15 protein-coding genes, 1 tRNA gene and 1 pseudogene are annotated in these 16,569 nt (G+C 46.6%); 3 read left to right on the top strand and 14 right to left on the bottom strand.

Annotated elements, in window-relative coordinates; translation table 11 throughout:
* Window positions 1–9: 9 nt before the first annotated feature.
* Genes ICN19_RS05440 through ICN19_RS05430 form a run of 3 tightly spaced genes read right to left on the bottom strand, consistent with a single transcriptional unit; the run spans window position 10 to window position 2,719 of the window.
* Window positions 10–1,167, bottom strand: coding sequence for a glycosyltransferase family 9 protein (locus ICN19_RS05440; protein ID WP_216246124.1), 1,158 nt, complete (start codon window positions 1,165–1,167; stop codon window positions 10–12).
* 14 nt (window positions 1,168–1,181) lie between these two features.
* Entirely contained in the window at window positions 1,182–1,961 is a 780-nt protein-coding gene (locus ICN19_RS05435; protein WP_216246123.1) for a glycosyltransferase family 2 protein, read from the bottom strand.
* Window positions 1,958–2,719 carry a glycosyltransferase family 2 protein gene (locus tag ICN19_RS05430; protein ID WP_216246122.1) on the bottom strand — a complete coding sequence of 254 codons (762 nt, stop codon included), beginning with the start codon at window positions 2,717–2,719 and terminating at the stop codon, window positions 1,958–1,960. The genes ICN19_RS05435 and ICN19_RS05430 overlap by 4 nt, the downstream gene beginning before the upstream one ends.
* A gap of 10 nt (window positions 2,720–2,729) precedes the next feature.
* On the opposite strand from ICN19_RS05430, the gene msbA reads away from it, so the two are divergent.
* Window positions 2,730–4,493, top strand: coding sequence for a lipid A export permease/ATP-binding protein MsbA (gene msbA, locus ICN19_RS05425; RefSeq protein WP_216246121.1), 1,764 nt, complete (start codon window positions 2,730–2,732; stop codon window positions 4,491–4,493).
* Between the two features lie 13 nt (window positions 4,494–4,506).
* On the opposite strand, the gene rng is transcribed toward msbA, so the two are convergent.
* The 8 genes and pseudogenes from rng to ICN19_RS05385 form a co-directional block, all read right to left on the bottom strand.
* Complete coding sequence (gene rng, locus ICN19_RS05420; RefSeq protein ID WP_216246120.1) at window positions 4,507–5,970, bottom strand: ribonuclease G; 1,464 nt, start codon at window positions 5,968–5,970, stop codon at window positions 4,507–4,509.
* Window positions 5,967–6,590, bottom strand: a complete 624-nt coding sequence (locus ICN19_RS05415) for a Maf family nucleotide pyrophosphatase (protein WP_216246119.1) — start codon at window positions 6,588–6,590, stop codon at window positions 5,967–5,969. The genes rng and ICN19_RS05415 overlap by 4 nt, the downstream gene beginning before the upstream one ends.
* A gap of 13 nt (window positions 6,591–6,603) precedes the next feature.
* The gene (rlmH, locus tag ICN19_RS05410) at window positions 6,604–7,047 is read right to left on the bottom strand and encodes a 23S rRNA (pseudouridine(1915)-N(3))-methyltransferase RlmH (RefSeq protein WP_216246118.1); all 444 of its coding nucleotides are present in this window, start codon (window positions 7,045–7,047) and stop codon (window positions 6,604–6,606) included.
* Between the two features lie 23 nt (window positions 7,048–7,070).
* Window positions 7,071–7,460 (bottom strand): annotated as a pseudogene (gene rsfS / locus ICN19_RS05405) (ribosome silencing factor); the annotation flags it as partial.
* Window positions 7,461–7,505: 45 nt separating this feature from the next.
* Window positions 7,506–8,195, bottom strand: coding sequence for a nicotinate-nucleotide adenylyltransferase (locus ICN19_RS05400; RefSeq protein ID WP_216246117.1), 690 nt, complete (start codon window positions 8,193–8,195; stop codon window positions 7,506–7,508).
* A 10-nt stretch (window positions 8,196–8,205) separates the two neighbouring features.
* Window positions 8,206–9,117 carry an oxygen-dependent coproporphyrinogen oxidase gene (hemF, locus tag ICN19_RS05395; protein ID WP_216246889.1) on the bottom strand — a complete coding sequence of 304 codons (912 nt, stop codon included), beginning with the start codon at window positions 9,115–9,117 and terminating at the stop codon, window positions 8,206–8,208.
* Between the two features lie 44 nt (window positions 9,118–9,161).
* Complete coding sequence (gene purD / locus ICN19_RS05390; protein ID WP_216246116.1) at window positions 9,162–10,439, bottom strand: phosphoribosylamine--glycine ligase; 1,278 nt, start codon at window positions 10,437–10,439, stop codon at window positions 9,162–9,164.
* A gap of 53 nt (window positions 10,440–10,492) precedes the next feature.
* Window positions 10,493–11,212, bottom strand: coding sequence for a YebC/PmpR family DNA-binding transcriptional regulator (locus ICN19_RS05385; protein ID WP_216246115.1), 720 nt, complete (start codon window positions 11,210–11,212; stop codon window positions 10,493–10,495).
* 152 nt (window positions 11,213–11,364) lie between these two features.
* Between ICN19_RS05385 and ICN19_RS05380 the strand changes: the two genes are divergently transcribed.
* Window positions 11,365–11,449 (top strand) — tRNA-Leu (locus ICN19_RS05380).
* A gap of 63 nt (window positions 11,450–11,512) precedes the next feature.
* Here the strand turns inward: ICN19_RS05380 and ICN19_RS05375 are convergent.
* The 3 genes from ICN19_RS05375 to lptF all read right to left on the bottom strand — a co-directional run bounded on the left by ICN19_RS05375 (window position 11,513) and on the right by lptF (window position 14,783).
* Complete coding sequence (locus ICN19_RS05375; RefSeq protein ID WP_216246114.1) at window positions 11,513–12,454, bottom strand: CysB family HTH-type transcriptional regulator; 942 nt, start codon at window positions 12,452–12,454, stop codon at window positions 11,513–11,515.
* Between the two features lie 62 nt (window positions 12,455–12,516).
* Window positions 12,517–13,671, bottom strand: coding sequence for an LPS export ABC transporter permease LptG (gene lptG / locus ICN19_RS05370; RefSeq protein WP_216246113.1), 1,155 nt, complete (start codon window positions 13,669–13,671; stop codon window positions 12,517–12,519).
* Window positions 13,668–14,783, bottom strand: coding sequence for an LPS export ABC transporter permease LptF (lptF, locus tag ICN19_RS05365; protein ID WP_216246112.1), 1,116 nt, complete (start codon window positions 14,781–14,783; stop codon window positions 13,668–13,670). Before lptF ends, lptG begins: the two co-directional genes overlap by 4 nt.
* A gap of 163 nt (window positions 14,784–14,946) precedes the next feature.
* Here lptF and ICN19_RS05360 point away from each other — a divergent pair, with 163 nt between their 5' ends.
* On the top strand, window positions 14,947–16,551 hold the full coding sequence (locus tag ICN19_RS05360; RefSeq protein WP_370625178.1) for a leucyl aminopeptidase: 1,605 nt from the start codon (window positions 14,947–14,949) through the stop codon (window positions 16,549–16,551).
* Window positions 16,552–16,569 lie beyond the last annotated feature (18 nt).

Genomic DNA, 16,569 nt, shown 5'->3' with positions numbered 1-16,569 from the left:
TTTATTGCCTTAGTGCGGTAATACTTTTTGAATCGCTTCAATTACTTGTTTAGGTTCTAGTAGATCTAAACACTCGCTATAGCTATCGGCTTTATCAAGACAACCGGCTTTGCGACACGGCACGCATTCACCGGGACCTTGCAAAATAGTGACATTGCCCACAGTTTGTGAGCGGGCGCGCAATTGATAAGGTTGTTCGCCAATAAAGCCATTAGGCCATGGGCCAAAGTTGGTTGGTGGGGTGGCACCAAAGAGGGTGATAGTGGGTGTATTGCAGGCTGCCGCTAAGTGCGTAATCGAAGTATCAACCCCAATGTACAAAGCAGCGCTTCGAATAAGAGTTCCCGCCTGTGGAATAGATAGCTTACCCGCAGCGTTGATCACTTTGTCCTTAATTTCTTTAGCCAATAAAGACATGATGTCGTGATTAAGTTGCACATCTTGTTTTGCGGGTGAAGCGCTTAATACAATCTGAAAACCTTGATTAACTAACCAGGTAATAAGCTCTTGCCAGTAAGCGAGCGGCCAACGTTTATAAGCAGTCAGAGGTCCTGGATGTATGACGACATAGGGTTGCTTGAGTTCGCCGGCGATGACAGGGGTCAAAGGTTCGCCTGCAGGAGGCGTCACAGCAATCGGCTTAGAAAATAGCTCCGTAGGATTTTTAAAGAATGATTCTAAAAGGCGCAGCTTTTCTGAAATGACATGCTGTTTGAAGTAATCAACATCTACTGTGTGCATACAGATGAACTTCTTCCATGCATTTTGCTTTTCGCTTTTGCTACGCTTACGTTGATCCTCAGCGTCTTTACCTTGGGGGTGGCCTCCAAGTACGCCAACCCTTCTAAAGGCAGCTACCAAGCCATACAGGTAGGCGCGGTCACTGGGTTGGGTCACAAACGCTAAGTCATAACGCTGAAATAAGCGATTGAATAAGGAGAGGTATTCTCCAAATCCTGGACGATCTGAAGTCTCGATGATTTCAGCAATGTCCGGATTGCCATGCAACATCTCTAGTTTGCCCCGATAACCTAAAAAATGAAACTCGGCATCTGGCCAGAGCTCTCTGGCCTTGCTAATTAATGGAGTTGTTACCAGCACATCACCAATTTGCCTTGTGGCAATGAATAAAACCTTTTTCGGCTTGAGTTTGGAGAAAGTAGTCATGACAATCTAGGTGCTTAAAGAGCTTTTGCCATGATTTTTTCACGAACGCGACGAGCATTCTCGGACGCATTGCTTTGATCATGAATTTTATGAAAGAGATGTAAAACTTCGGTAGACCAAGATCCTGACTTACGGCGAATGGCATGGTGCTGCAATCTAAAAACAAAGTCAGCATCTTCATGACCCCAACCAGTCATGGTTTCATCAAAGCCATTAATGGCTTCGGCATCTGCTTTCCAGCAGGCCATATTGCAGCCCTTGATACGTCGCCAAACAAATTTTTTGTAGTCACGCCAAGAGCCATTACCAAGTTTGATCTTGAGGGGCCAATATTTATTGATGCCACCACTCAGTCGTTTGCCTAACAAACCCGAAGAGAATTGCTGAAAGCTCCATTGTGGCCAGGAGAGTAATTCTTGGGTGAGGGCGTCATTTAAGAGCACTCGGCTACCAGTAACTAAATAGCCTTTTTGAGCAAGCTCGCGATGCCGTGCCACAAAGTCAGGCTGAACGATGCAGTCGCCATCTAAAAAGATCAGGTAATCACCATGGGCAGCAGCAATAGCTTGGTTCAAAATTTTAGTTTTCCGAAATCCGATATCTTCTTGCCACAAATGGGTGATAGCAAATGGTGATGAGTGCTTAAAAGATTCAATGACTGTTTTGGTCCTTTCGGTTGAGCCATCATCGGCAATGATGATCTCAAAGTTCTTGTCTGTTTGGGTGGCTAGAGATTCAAGGCAAAGCTTGAGCGCTTGTGGCCAGTTATAAGTAGCCAGCAAAATCGAAATCATTTATTGGCTTCCTGATTAAGGTGCCAGAGCTTGATATAGCGGTAGTACGTACCTTGACCATTTGATATAGCCAAAGCAAAACCTTGAGCGCCATCCAAAAATCCTGCGCGAATAATATAAGTGCGGATAAAGGCCCACACACCATGGAGCACTGCTTTTAGGGGGCTACTGGTTTTGCCTTTAGCAAATGCTTGTTCTGCTGATGCTGTTGAATAACGGTCGAGCTTTTGTAGAACCTGTGAGTAGTTCATGAAGCTGTAATGAAGTAGGGGATTTTCTAATTTAGCTACCTGACCATTGGGGATGAGGCGCTCATGCACCAAGTCATCTGAGAAACGGGCAGTACCCCGTTTAAAAAGACGATCCACATAATCAGGGCTCCAGCCGGAGTGGCGGATGAAGCGCCCGCAATACCAAGATAGTCTTGGTATGGCAAAACAGTCCACATGGGCGCTATGGTGAATGGCCGTCAAAATTTCTGATTTCAGGGCTGGGGTTAGTCGTTCGTCCGCGTCTATTGATAGGACCCATTCGCTAGTGGCAAGATCCAGGGCGCGGTTCTTTTGGGGGCCAAAACCTGGCCAGTCAGGGGGTTGGGATATCGTTGCGCCGTAGTTTTTGGCTATTTCTAGGGTGCGATCCGAGCTATTGGTGTCGACCACCACGATCTGGTGGGCGATCCCATCCAGGGAGGCCAGACAATCGTCCAAATTGGCCTCTTCATTGCGGGTGATGAGTATGACTGATAAGGTGGGCATAATTCATTATATGAATGCTCAAGACCGTACTGCCTTAAATCGCTTAATTGCCTACCTAAAGCCTCATACTGGCCTGATTATTGGATCCCTTTTGGCTATGGCTGTGGTGGCTGCTGCCGAGACCTCCATTCCGGCCTTAATGAAGCCCTTATTGGACCGTGGCTTTACTGGGCAGCTCAATAGCAAGCTTTGGCAGGTACCGGTTTTCTTGGTGGGTCTTGCTGTAGTTCGTAGCTTGGCCCAATTCTTTTCTAATTATTTGTTAACCCGCGTGATTAATGCAGTGTTATTGAAGTTGCGTGAACAAATGTTTCAAACTTTATTGCACGCAAGCACTAGCTTTTTCCAAAAGAACTCCGCATCTAATTTAATTAATGCTGTTGTCTTTGAAGTAAACAATGTACTTTCCGTAATGGGGGGAATGTTAATTAGCTTGGTGCGCGACTCACTTACCGTCATTGGATTAATGGGGTACTTGATTTATCTGAACTGGCAATTGACATTGGTAGTTCTGATTATTTTCCCGGTGATTGCATTTGTCATGAGCAAAATCAATCGTCGCTTAAGGTCTCTTAATCGGGAGCAGCAGACACTCACTAGTGAGTTGGCTTACATAGTCGAAGAAGCAGCTGCGGGCTACAAAATTGTCAAAGTGCATGGCGCTGAAGCGTATGAGATGGATCGCTTTAAGCAAAAGGCTGAGCGCTTACGCCAGTTTGCCTTGAAGTCTGCAGTAGCCGGAGGTCTCAATCAGCCGATTACTCAGCTTATTGCCTCTATGGCTCTGTCGATAGTATTGGTGATTGCTTTGATGCAATCTGCGACTGAAGGCACTACTGTTGGGGGCTTTGCGGCATTTATCACGGCGATGATGTTGGTCATTTCACCACTTAAGCATTTAGCGGATATCAATCAGCCGCTTCAACGCGGGCTCACTGCAGCCGAGATGATTTTTGGGATGATGGATCAACCCTTTGAAGAGGATGAAGATCGTAAACTCAATATGCGATCTTTAGAAAAGGCTAAAGGCGCTATTCGATTTGATGGCGTTGGCTTTGCGTATCAACAAGAAGCGGGGCGAAAAGATGCTCTGCGCAATATCAATCTGGATATTAAGCCGGGTGAGGTTGTAGCTTTTGTTGGTCCTTCTGGCGGAGGAAAATCTACTCTCGTGAATTTATTGCCGAGATTCTACAAGCCGACTAGCGGTCATATTTTCTTGGACGATATTCCATTAGAGGACATCGTCTTGTCTGATGTTCGTAAGCAAATAGCATTTGTCAGCCAAGATGTGGTTCTCTTTAACGATACGATTGCAGCAAACGTAGCGTATGGAGCGGATTCACAAGAGGCAATAGATCGCGGCAGGGTGATAGAAGCCTTAGAGGCCGCCAATCTGAGTGCGCTCATCAAAGAGCTGCCAGAGGGCATTGATTCCGTAGTGGGCGATAACGGTAATCGCTTATCTGGCGGACAGCGCCAGCGCATGGCTATTGCACGAGCTATCTATAAAAATGCCCCAATTTTGATCTTGGATGAAGCAACTTCAGCCTTGGATTCTGAGTCTGAGCGACAGGTGCAAGACGCTCTAGAGCGCTTGATGGCTGGCAGAACAACTTTGGTAATTGCTCACCGCCTATCGACGATTGAACATGCCGATCGTATTGTGGTGTTGGAACACGGTCAGATTATTGAAAATGGTTCACACGAAGATCTCATCAAGCAAGATGGTTTGTATGCAAGCTTGCATCGCATCCAATTCTCTAACGCTTAATTAACGAACGAATTTAACTCAGAACAATATCGTATTGTTCTTGGCGAAAGCTGCCCTCTGCTTGGAGGGTAATGGGTTTGCCAATAAAGTCGCCAAGCTGAGCTAAAAATTGATTCTCTTCTTCTAGGAAGAGGTCAATCACATCAGGCGCTGCCACAATCCTAAATTCTCGCGGATTAAATTGGCGATGCTCGCGCACAATCTCACGCAAAATTTCATAGCAAACGGTTTGTGCAGTTTTAACCTCACCCTTGCCAAGGCAGGTAGCACAGGGCTCGCAGGTGATATGCGCCAAGGATTCGCGGGTGCGTTTGCGGGTCATCTCTACCAAGCCTAGCGCTGAGAAGTCGCTTACTGAAGTGCGAGCATGATCACGTTCAAGGTTGCGCTTAAGCTCATGCAGTACTGATTCTTGATGGTCTTTACCAATCATGTCGATGAAATCAATAATGATGATTCCACCAAGATTGCGTAAACGTAACTGTCTTGCGATTGCTTGAGCAGCCTCTAGGTTTGTCTTGAAGACGGTGTCATCGAGATTGCGTGCGCCAACATAGCTGCCGGTATTAACATCAATCGTTGTCATAGACTCCGTTTGGTCAATCATCAAATAGCCGCCTGACTTGAGGTCTACTCTTCGACCTAAGGCTTTATTAATTTCGGCATCAACATCAAATAAATCAAAGAGGGCGCGTTCACCACGATGTAGTGTGAGCTTGCCCAGAAGATTGGGCATGTAAGCATTGGTAAAGGCTTTCAGTTTCTCGAAATTCTCGGCAGAATCCACGCGAATCTGAGTAGTTTCCTCTCCGGCAACATCGCGTAATACCCGTTCGGCTAGGCTCAGATCTTGATAGAGCAGTGTGGGCGCAGGATTGTTCTTCATGGCCGAATGGATATTTTCCCAAGTGGTACGTAGGTAAAGCATATCGTGCTGTAGCTCAGTATCAGAAGCATCTTGAGCACTCGTGCGTACGATGATGCCGCCTTTTTCATCGGGCGCCATTAAGCTGGCAAGACGGGATTTAATAGCTTCACGTTCTTCGGGTTGATCGATACGCTGAGAGACGCCAATGTATTTTTCAGTGGCAGTATCGCTGCCAGCTGGTGGTAGATAAACTAGATTTCGTCCGGCAATACTGAGTTGAGTTGTGAGACGTGCACCTTTAGTACCTAAAGGATCTTTGAGAACTTGAACCAAAAGTGTTTGACCTTCAAACAACAACTTTTCTATTTGTGCCTGAGGATTATTTTGAGTGATATCCGCTACGTGCATAAAAGCAGTGCGCTCTAAGCCAACCTCAATAAACGCCGATTGCATGCCCGGCAATACTCGGACTACTTTTGCTAAATAAATGTTGCCCACAATACCGCGTTGGCGGGTGCGCTCAATTTGTAGTTCTTGAACTGCCCCTTGCTGAATTAAAGCAACACGCGTTTCTTGCGGGGTGATATTGATCAGTATTTCTTCGTTCATTTGCGAGTCAGACCGGCAATTTCAAATAATTGTTGGGTTTCATATAGCGGTAGGCCCATGATACCGCTATAGCTACCCTCAATAGAGGGAATAAAGGCAGCGCCCAGGCCCTGGATGCCATAGGCCCCAGCCTTGCCAAAAGGCTCGCCACTAGCAATGTAGGAAGCAATTTTCTCTGGAGAGAGGCTCTCAAATTGAACGCGTGATACCTGTACTAAAACAGTGGGCTTTTGAATTGGGGTGGCTGTAATCGCAACCGCCGTTAATACTTCGTGTACTTTGCCGCTGAGCATATTCAGAATGCGTGCTGCATCTGCTGCATCGCTTGGCTTGCCTAAAATTTCACCATCAGAGCTATTGGGTAGACTAACCGTAGTATCTGCGCAGAGAATTGGGGCCCAAGGCAAATTACTTTTTTGCCAGCGAGACAATGCTGCTGCGCTTTTTGCTAAGGTAACTCTTTCAACATACACGCGCGCTTTTTCATGAGGCAATGGTATTTCAATGCTTTCGCTATCCTCATCGGCATTGGGCAAAAGCATTTCAAAGCGAACCCCAATTTGTTTTAAGAGTTCTTGGCGACGAGGGCTTTGAGAGGCGAGATAAATAAACGAATTCACAGGATTTAATTCATTACTCGCGGTGGTAGGGGTGACCCTGTAGGATCGTCCAGGCTCGGTAGAGTTGTTCCACTAGCATTACTCTAGCCATTGCGTGAGGAAGGGTGAGGCTGGAGAGTCGCCACATTGCTTGAGCAGTGGTTTTCAGGCTGGGATCCAAGCCATCCGCGCCACCAATTAAGAAAGTGATATCAAAGCCTTCTTGGCGCCAGCTAGCCAATTGAGTGGCTAAGTTTTGCGTGGTTTGGTCTTTGCCGCGTTCATCTAGAGCAATGACCCTTGAGCCCTTCGGAATAGCAGCAGCAATTTTGACGGCTTCTTTAGCAGGCGTCAGGTCTGGTTTGATCTCTTTGATTTCAATGCTGCAATCAGCAGGCATTCTTTTGATGTAGTCATGGGTCGCTGTTGCAACCCAATCAGGCATCTTATGACCAACCGAAACAATGGTGAGGCGCATTAATGCGATTAACGACGAAGTTATTCGTCGTCGTCTTCAGATTCGCTAGCTTTGGCAAGGCCTTTGCTGCCGGCCAATTTCACGCGGACAGGTTTAGCACCCCACATACCTTCTAGCTGATAGTAAGAGCGCAGCATCGGTTGCAAAATGTGTACAACGATATCGCCACAATCTACCAATACCCATTCACCAGTTTCTAGACCTTCAATAGAGATCACTTCACCACCTTTGGCGTTGACCTCTTCTTTGACAGACATGGCTAAAGATCGTGTTTGACGATTGCTAGAACCAGTAGCAATGATGACCCGGTCAAATAATTCACTTAATTTGGTTGTGTCGTAGACGCGAATATCTTGCGCCTTCACATCTTCTAGAGCATCAATCACGACGCGTTGTAATTTACGTAAGTCCATATTTTCTCGGCAATAATTTCTGTATTTAGGGTGATCTTAGCTTGATTACTGATACAAGCCCAGATTTGTAATGATTTCTAGGGTGTGGGTTGGAATTTGCTCAGACGCTATGGCGCTTCTAGAGCTCGATTTAAGGTGATCTCTTAACTCGGTAGAGGATAGATCGACATTAAGACTTTCATCGATGTATATGAGGCCTGCAGCGCATTTTTCAAGGGTAGCAGGATCTTTTGTCTGATGTTCTTGCAGAAATTGACTCACTTCGGGGCTGATTTGCTCCTTTAAGTCATGGTGAGGTCTGGAGGCAACCGCAAAATTGACATATTGCCCCAGTTTTTCCCAGGAGTTCCAGCTAGGTAGTGCAACCAATGAATCTGCTCCCATTAACCAAGTCAGACTAGCATCCGCTCCAAATCGCTCACGCAGTGCTTTTACAGTATCAATGGCATAACTTGGACCAGCACGATCAATCTCTATGCGATCGATTCCCACTTGAGTGGATATATTTAAATATAAAAACGCACGAGCCAAATCAATACCAGCAGCTTCAGTCAATCTAAAACGCATTTCTGCAGAAGTGATGCAGCTGCCTTTTTGCCATGGCTCACCACTGGGAATGAGTAGCAGCGCATCTAAGTGCAGTAGCTTTGCAAAATGGGTGGCTAGCTTGAGATGGCCAACGTGAGGGGGGTCAAACGTACCTCCCAGAATGCCAATTTTTTTTATCGTACTCAATGATGGATGCTCAGGCTAGCCAATCGCGTGGCTTTAGATAGTAGTCATACAACTTAGCTTCTGGCGTACTAGGCTTAGGTTGCCAGTTGTACCACCACCGAACCACTGGAGGCATTGACATCAAAATAGATTCGGTGCGGCCACCAGAGTGCAGACCAAAGATGGTGCCTCGATCAAATATGAGGTTGTACTCTACGTAGCGACCACGACGATATTCCTGGAAAGCTTTTTCTTCCGGAGTGAAGCTGTCTTGATAGCGACGCTGAACAATCGGCAAGTAAGCGTTAATGAATGCGTCACCTACTGCACGAGTCATTGCAAAACTCTTTTCAAAACCGAGTTCATTAAAGTCGTCGAAGAAAACTCCACCAATACCGCGAGGCTCTTCACGATGCTTTAAGTAGAAGTATTCATCGCACCACTTTTTAAAGCGTGGATAGAGCTCCTCACCAAATGGATCCAATGCGTCTTTGGCGGTTTGATGAAAGTGTTTGCAGTCTTCATCAACGCCGTAATAAGGGGTGAGATCAAAGCCACCACCAAACCACCACACTGGTTCTTTATCTGGCGCTTGCGCAATAAAGCAGCGCACGTTCATATGCGTAGTTGGCACTTTAGGGTTATTCGGATGGAATACCAAAGAAACGCCCATTGCTTCAAAGCTGCGACCTGCGACTTCTGGTCGGTGATGTGATGCTGAGGGCGGCATTTGATCACCGCGAACGTGTGAGAAACCTACACCACCTTTTTCTAGAATATTGCCGCCATCCAGAATGCAGGTGCGACCATACCCTTTGAGTTTGCTGTCTTCTGGCTTGTGCCATTCATCAGCAACAAAGACTTTGCCATCCAAGGCGCTCATTGCAGTGGTGATGCGGTCTTGCAAACCTAAAAAGTAATCTTTTAGGGCGGCAATATCAATTTGGGTATGTTGATCTGACAAGTGCGTTCTAACGATAGTTATATTTATTTAATAGCGCGGTAACCAATATCTTTGCGATATTGCATGCCATCGAATTTGATGTGATTGATTGCATCGTATGCTTTTTGTTGTGCGCCACGGACAGTATCAGCAAGTCCAACCACACACATCACACGCCCACCAGAAGTTACGACCTTGCCATCCTGTAGCTTTGTGCCAGCATGGAAAGTAATTTGATCTTCGGTATCAGCAGGGATGCCGGTAATGACATCACCAGCACGTGGGGTATCTGGGTAGTTATGAGCAGCAAGCACCACACCTAGAGCGGTGCGACGATCCCATTCCAGATTAACTTCATTTAGCGTGCCGTCAACAGCGTGATCTAAAGCGTTCACGAGATCGCTGCGGAGGCGAGCCATGATGGGTTGAGTTTCTGGGTCGCCCATGCGGCAATTAAATTCCAAGGTTTTGAGCTTGCCATCCGGCGCGATCATTAGGCCGGCGTATAGGAAGCCGGTGTAAGGAATGCCATCGGCTTTCATGCCATTTACGGTAGGCATGATTACTTCGCGTAATGCACGTGCATGGATTTCTGGAGTAACTACTGGGGCAGGGGAGTAAGCGCCCATACCGCCAGTGTTTGGACCTTGGTCAGCGTCAAGCAATCGTTTGTGATCTTGGCTCGTTGCCAAAGCTAAAACGTTTTTACCATCAACTAAAACAATGAAGCTAGCTTCTTCACCGGTGAGAAATTCTTCGATCACAACGCGTGCACCAGCATTACCGAGTTTGTTGTCCGCCAACATCATATCCACTGCAGCATGTGCTTCTTCAAGACTCATAGCAACTACCACGCCTTTACCTGCCGCAAGTCCGTCAGCCTTGATCACAATTGGAGCACCTTTGGCATCAATATAGGCGTGCGCCTCTAAAGCGCTAGAAAAAGTTTGGTAATCCGCGGTCGGAATGCCATGCCGTTTCATAAAGGCTTTAGAGAAGTCCTTGGAAGACTCTAGTTGCGCTGCTAATTGGGTTGGGCCAAAAATGCGCAAACCATTGTTGCGGAATACATCCACGATGCCAGCAGCAAGTGGAGCTTCTGGGCCCACGACAGTTAAATGAATCTTCTCGCGCTTGGCAAAGTCAGCCAATTCTTGTAATCCAGTAATTGGTAAATTTTCGATACCTGCAGCAGCTTGCTTAGCTGTGGCTGTACCACCATTGCCAGGAGCAACGAAAACTGTTTGCACTTGCGGGGATTGAGCCAGCTTCCAAGCTAAAGCATGTTCACGTCCGCCAGAGCCGATAAGTAGAATTTTCATAACAAGCTATCTAGTATTTAAATGAAGTAATTAAAAGAAATGAATTTCAAAGATCAAAGTTCTGCGTTCGTAAAGACTTCTTGAACGTCATCTAAGTTTTCGAGTGCATCTAACAATTTCTGCATGCTTTCAGCTTGATCCCCCTCTAGGGCAATCTCAGTCTCCGGGCGCATGGCAACGGTTGCTAGTTCAGGTTTGAGACCTGCTTTGCTAATAGCATCTTGCACTTTTGAAAAATCTGGCACAGGACATAGCACCTCTAAAGATCCATCATCATGCGTGATCACATCTTCGGCGCCAGCATCTAAAGCAACTTCCATGAGTTGATCTTCGCTGGTGCCAGGAGCAAACAACATTTGGCCACAGTGTTTGAATAAGAAAGCAACGGAACCTTCTGCTCCCATGTTGCCGCCATTTTTATTAAATGCATGTCTAACTTCGGCAACAGTACGGGTGCGGTTATCAGTTAAACAATCAACAATGATGGCTGCGCCATTCATGCCGTAACCCTCGTAACGAATCTCTTCGTAGTTCACACCTTCCAGTGAGCCAGTGCCGCGCTGAATTGCTCTTTGCACGTTGTCATTGGGCATATTGGAGTCTTTAGCTTTATCAATCGCCAGGCGTAAACGCGGGTTGGTAGCAACATCGCCGCCACCTAATTTGGCAGCTACGGTAATTTCTTTAATGAGTTTGGTCCAAATCTTGCCGCGTTTTTCGTCCTGACGACCTTTGCGGTGCTGAATATTGGCCCATTTCGAATGGCCGGCCATACGGGTAAGTCCTTTTAATAATTTGGCTAGAAGTCCTCATTTTAAGGGGTTCTAGACCCAAGGTAGGGGGTAAGCCCCCATTTTTTGTTACACTCTCATGTCTCAGCAGTAACAAAGTAGCAAAGTAAGCAGAATTTCCACTGCAAACACCTGCCTCGGTGATGGAATTGGTAGACGTGCCGGACTCAAAATCCGGTGCCGCAAGGCGTGGCGGTTCGAGTCCGCCCCGAGGCACCACTCAAAAACGGGTCTGTTTTTGAGGATTCCCCAAATCACAATCAATCACCGAACTACATTTGGTTAAATCTCGTACGTCTCAGTTTCGTTCGACATCGCTTGCTCAACAATCTTCTTGGTAAGGGTTGGAGAGAAGAGTTCGATGAAGGTATATACAAAAGAGCGCAAGTAGGCACCTTGCTTTACTCCCAAGTGAGTAACATTATTTCCGAACAGATGTCCTGCCGGAATGACTTTAAGGTTGCGGTCTCGATCAGGATCATATGCATGGCCGGCAACAATGCCGATGCCCATACCAGTCTCCACGTAAGTCTTAATCACATCAGCATCAATCGCTTCCAGAATAATGTCAGGCGTGAGATTTCTTTGTGCAAAGGCTGCATCAATTTTGCTACGACCTGCAAATGCTTTGTCATAGGTAATGATGGGGTATTTAGCGATCTCTTCAAGAGTCAGCGTGGCTTGATTTAGTAGTGGATGACTCAGTGGCACCATCAACACGTGATGCCACTGATATCCTGGTAGCGCGAGCACGCCAGGTGTATTGGCTATACCCTCCGTGGCAATCGCAATATCTGCGCGATCATGCGTGAGTAATTCTGCAATTTGTCCTGGGCTGCCTTGCTGAATGCTGACCTTCACCTTTGGAAAGCGTTTAGTAAATTCAGTAAGCACTTTAGGTAGGGCATAACGTGCTTGTGTGTGGGTAGTAGCAATTACAAAACTACCTTGGTCTTGGCTAGCAAAATCTTTACCCACTCGTTTTAGTGTTTCCACCTCATCCAGGATGCGCTCAATCGAGCTCAAAATCCGTTTGCCCGGCTCTGTAAGTGAGCGAATGCGCTTACCGTGACGACGAAAGATCTCTACGCCTAACTCATCTTCTAGCTCAATAATGGCCTTAGATACGCCTGGCTGGGAAGTAAACAGCGCTTTGGCAGCGGTTGTTAAATTGAAGTTTTGTCTAACGGCTTCGCGTACAAAGCGGAATTGATGCAGATTCATGAGGATTCCTGTCTATATATCAACAACGATATAGGAATCACATTCTAAATGATTTTTGGGTATTAAGCCTTAGAAACCCAGCGTAATCCAACGAGTGCCAATAGGAAATATAGCAATGGCGGGGTGAGGGCAGTAATCAGTGCTGGCCATGAACCTAAAAGTCCTACGTTTGAGAACAAGGAATTAAAGAGCTGGAAGCTCATACCCAGCATGATGCCGCCGAACACTTTGATGCCAACGCTACCGGCGCGCACCTTCAGGTAGGCAAATGGCAGCGCCAATGTCAGCATCACAAAGATGGTGAACGGATAAATCACTTTTTTCCAGAAAGCAATTGAATGCCGCTGCGCATCTTGTTTGTTATCACGCAGATGGGAGATAAAACGACCCAAACTCATAATCGACATTTTTTCAGGGCTGATTAAAAGTACGTTCAAAATTTGTGGCGTGACTTCAGACTCTAAAGTCAGAATTGGGTGAGTAAAAGTCTGCGCAGAAAAAACAGGATTAAGAGGGTCTGATTGTTTGGTTTCTTTAAAGCGTGTTTCTGTTACATCATTTAGAACCCAGACGCCTGTCTCATCAAACTGTCCGGAGACGGCGCTGCGAATGGAGAGGAGGTGATAGGCATCATCAAACTCATACATGCGGATGTTGTGAATTTCATTATCTTTATCAACTTTGCCAACGTTGACATAACGAACGCCAGGGCGAACTGGGCCGCTACCATCGGCATCTCGTAGGCGATCCTTTACCCAAACACCGGTTCTAAACTGAGAGGAGTAGGCGGACCCCAAGGCCTTCATGCGGATCTGATCAGATTTCGCTTCGGTATAAGGGCCAACCCATTCACTCATGATGAGCGTGAGTGCGATTAAAGGAATAGAAATTTTGGTGAGCGTAATGAGGCCGCGTTTGACGTCTAGGCCCGCAATTCGCAAGATGGTGAACTCCGATTGGCTAGCAAGCATGGCAAACACATAGATACTGCCAATCAAGCCTGCAATCGGAATAATTTCAGAGATGCGGCTTGGAGCTTTCAAGACAACGTGCAGTAGCGCTAAGGGAAGTGTGTAAGCCCCTTGTACTGAACCAAGCTCGCTCAAGATATCAAAGAACAAAAACAAAGCTACTAAAGCAAAGAGAATGAAGCCAAAGGCCGCATAGATCTGCTTGGCTAAATAGCGCTCATAGATGAAGGGAAAGAGCAGCTTCATTTGCTAGCCATGGAGGCGGGCAACTGACGGCGCCACCACTTAAGTGAAGGGTTGATGCGATTGCGAATCAAGACAGTTGCAATCATGAGTGCTAGTAAATGAATCGGCCAGATTGCAACAAAGACACTGACCTTGCCTTGCGACACAAAATTTTGCGTAAGGTTAAGTAGGTTGCTATAAATTAAGTAGATTAAGACCGCATAAAACATAGCGGTGTAATTACCAAGGCGTGGGTTTACATAAGCCAGTGGTATTGCAATTAGCACTAGACCTAAAGCCATTAAAGGCAGTCCAATGCGCCAGAGGAGCTCTGCACGATTGGGGTTGGCGGCCACAGGATCGGTATCGTCGAGCAGTTCCATGATGGTTTTCTCGCGATCGCGCGGCGCTGGTGCTAAAGCATCTTTGCTGCGTATCTTGGTGCTGTACTCATTGAACTCGAGAATTCTGAAGTCGGGCTGCGTGGGTTGCCCCTCATAGCGTCGACCGTTATGAAGCACGATGGATTTTTCTCCGCCCTCTGAGTTTTCAATGTACCCAGTGGATGAAACTGCAATACTGAGTCGGCCATTTTTGGAGTCAGCTACGAAGACATTTTTGACTTCGCTTTTATCTACATCTAGCTCTTCGATAAAGAAAACCCGCTCTGCTTTTGCAGACTCTTTAAATTGTCCAGCGCTCACCATGGATACATCATCCCGTTGTTGGAAGCGTTGACTAATTAAAGTGGATTCCCGATTTGCCCATGGCCAAACAAATAGAGCAAGCAAGGCAATAACAATGATGAGTGGTGTAGCAAATTGCAGGATGGGTCTGATGAGGTTGGTGACGCTTAAGCCGCTTGCAAACCAAACAATCATTTCTGAATCTTTGTACCAGCGGACTAAAACAATGAGGGTCGCCACAAACAGTGAAACTGTCAAAAGAACCGCGAGATAACCCAAAGTAGCTAGCGCAATTAAAACGAGCGCATCCTCGGGATTGACTGCACCGTTTGCAGCGTAGCCCAAAATTCGGATAACCAGGGTGGTCACCATGATGGTGACCAAGACCAAAAAGACCCCACCAGTCGTAAAACTGAGTTCGCGGCGGAGGGCCTGTTTAAAAATCATGAGAAATAAGGGTTTGGATTCGTGGGGTTATTGGGGCTGTAAATGGCTTATATTGCTAGTGACAAGGGAGTCTATTCTCATGTCGGAGGATAATGGATAAACGTCCCGGATTAGCAATTTCCTCTCTTTTGAATCGACCAAAATACCGTAATAGATTATGACAATTCAATTTAGTACCAAGATTTTCCCTCAAGCTGACCTGCAGAGCCCAAAACTCCAGAAATCTAGCCTCAAATCCTTGCTTGGCCATAACACTGACTGTTTGGTTTTAGCCTACTCGAAGGCCGATTTTGATAGCTTCTCTGGAGCTAAAGGCGCCAAGGCGAAAGCGGGCTTTCTGTCAGAGTTGGATCTTTTGCTTGGAGGTTCAGTCAATCACGCTAATGTGGTTGGGGATTTGGATCCTAAGCAGGCTTCCGTATGTCTATTGCGAGCAGAAAAATCCTGGGCTGCCAGCGGCATTAAAGCAAAGCGCGTATTACTAGTAGCTTTGGGTGACATTCATCTTGCCAGCGAGCGTAGCTTGACGACTTACTCCAAGGTGGCTCGCGCAGCTTTAAAAGTGCTGAGTGGCGGCTCTATTGAAAGTGCGCTTTGGTTTACTCCAAGTTTTGCGCTTGCTCATAATGCAGACTTCATCGCAGAAGAAGTGCGTCTTACCGTTCAGTATGCCGGTGATCAAGCCTACCGATTTGGTGTTCGTCAGCCCGCTATGAAATTTAAAGCCAAAGATACAGCAGATACATTTAAGCAATTAGTGTTTGCGGGTAATGATGATTGTTCAAAAGAGTTAAAGGCTGCAGTAGAGCAAGGCGTAGCTATGGTTGAGGGAATGAACTTAGCAAAAGACTTAGGCAACCTTCCGCCCAATGTGTGCACACCTACTTATCTAGGTAAGACAGCGCAAGGCTTGAGCAAGAAGACTGGCTTGAAAGTAGAAGTGCTCGGACGCAAACAGATTGAAGCCTTAGGAATGGGCTCTTTCCTGTCAGTTGCTAAAGGATCTGAGACTCCGCCACAATTTATTGTGATGCGACATCAAGGCGGTAAAGCGGGGGAGGCTCCGATTGTCTTGGTTGGCAAAGGAATTACTTTTGATACTGGTGGTATTTCACTTAAGCCAGGCGAAGCCATGGATGAGATGAAGTACGACATGTGTGGCGCTGCATCAGTCATTGGCACCATGTATTCAGTTTCTTTGATGAAGTTAAAGAAGAATGTGATTGGCGTCATTCCTACTTGTGAAAATATGCCATCAGGTCAAGCTACGCGACCAGGCGATATTGTGAAGAGTATGTCTGGGCAGACGATTGAGATTCTCAATACTGATGCAGAAGGTCGTCTCATTTTGTGTGATGCATTAACTTATGTTGAGCGCTTTAAGCCTGCTGCAGTGATTGATATTGCCACCTTAACTGGCGCATGTGTGATTGCCTTGGGTCATGTGCATAGCGGTTTATTTTCAGAGGACGAAGGCTTGGTGAGTGAGCTCACTAAAGCGGGCCATGCTTCTTTGGATACCGTATGGCGCTTGCCTTTAGACGCTGCTTATCATGAGCAACTCAAATCGAATTTTGCAGATGTCGCCAATATTGGCGGTCGTCCAGCGGGCAGTGTGACCGCGGCCTGTTTCTTGTCACGCTTTACAGAAAAATATAAATGGGCTCACTTGGATATTGCTGGAACCGCCTGGAAGAGTGGTGCTGCCAAAGGTTCTACTGGACGCCCAGTTCCTTTATTGGTGAACTTCTTGCTTGAACGCAAGTAAGCGGCTTGCGGATCTCCG

It is taken from the genome of Polynucleobacter sp. AP-Capit-er-40B-B4, assembly GCF_018882245.1.
In the GTDB taxonomy this organism is placed as follows: Bacteria; Pseudomonadota; Gammaproteobacteria; order Burkholderiales; family Burkholderiaceae; genus Polynucleobacter.
The sequence above is the reverse complement of the archived record's forward strand: the minus strand, read 5'-3'. Positions and strand labels throughout refer to the sequence as shown.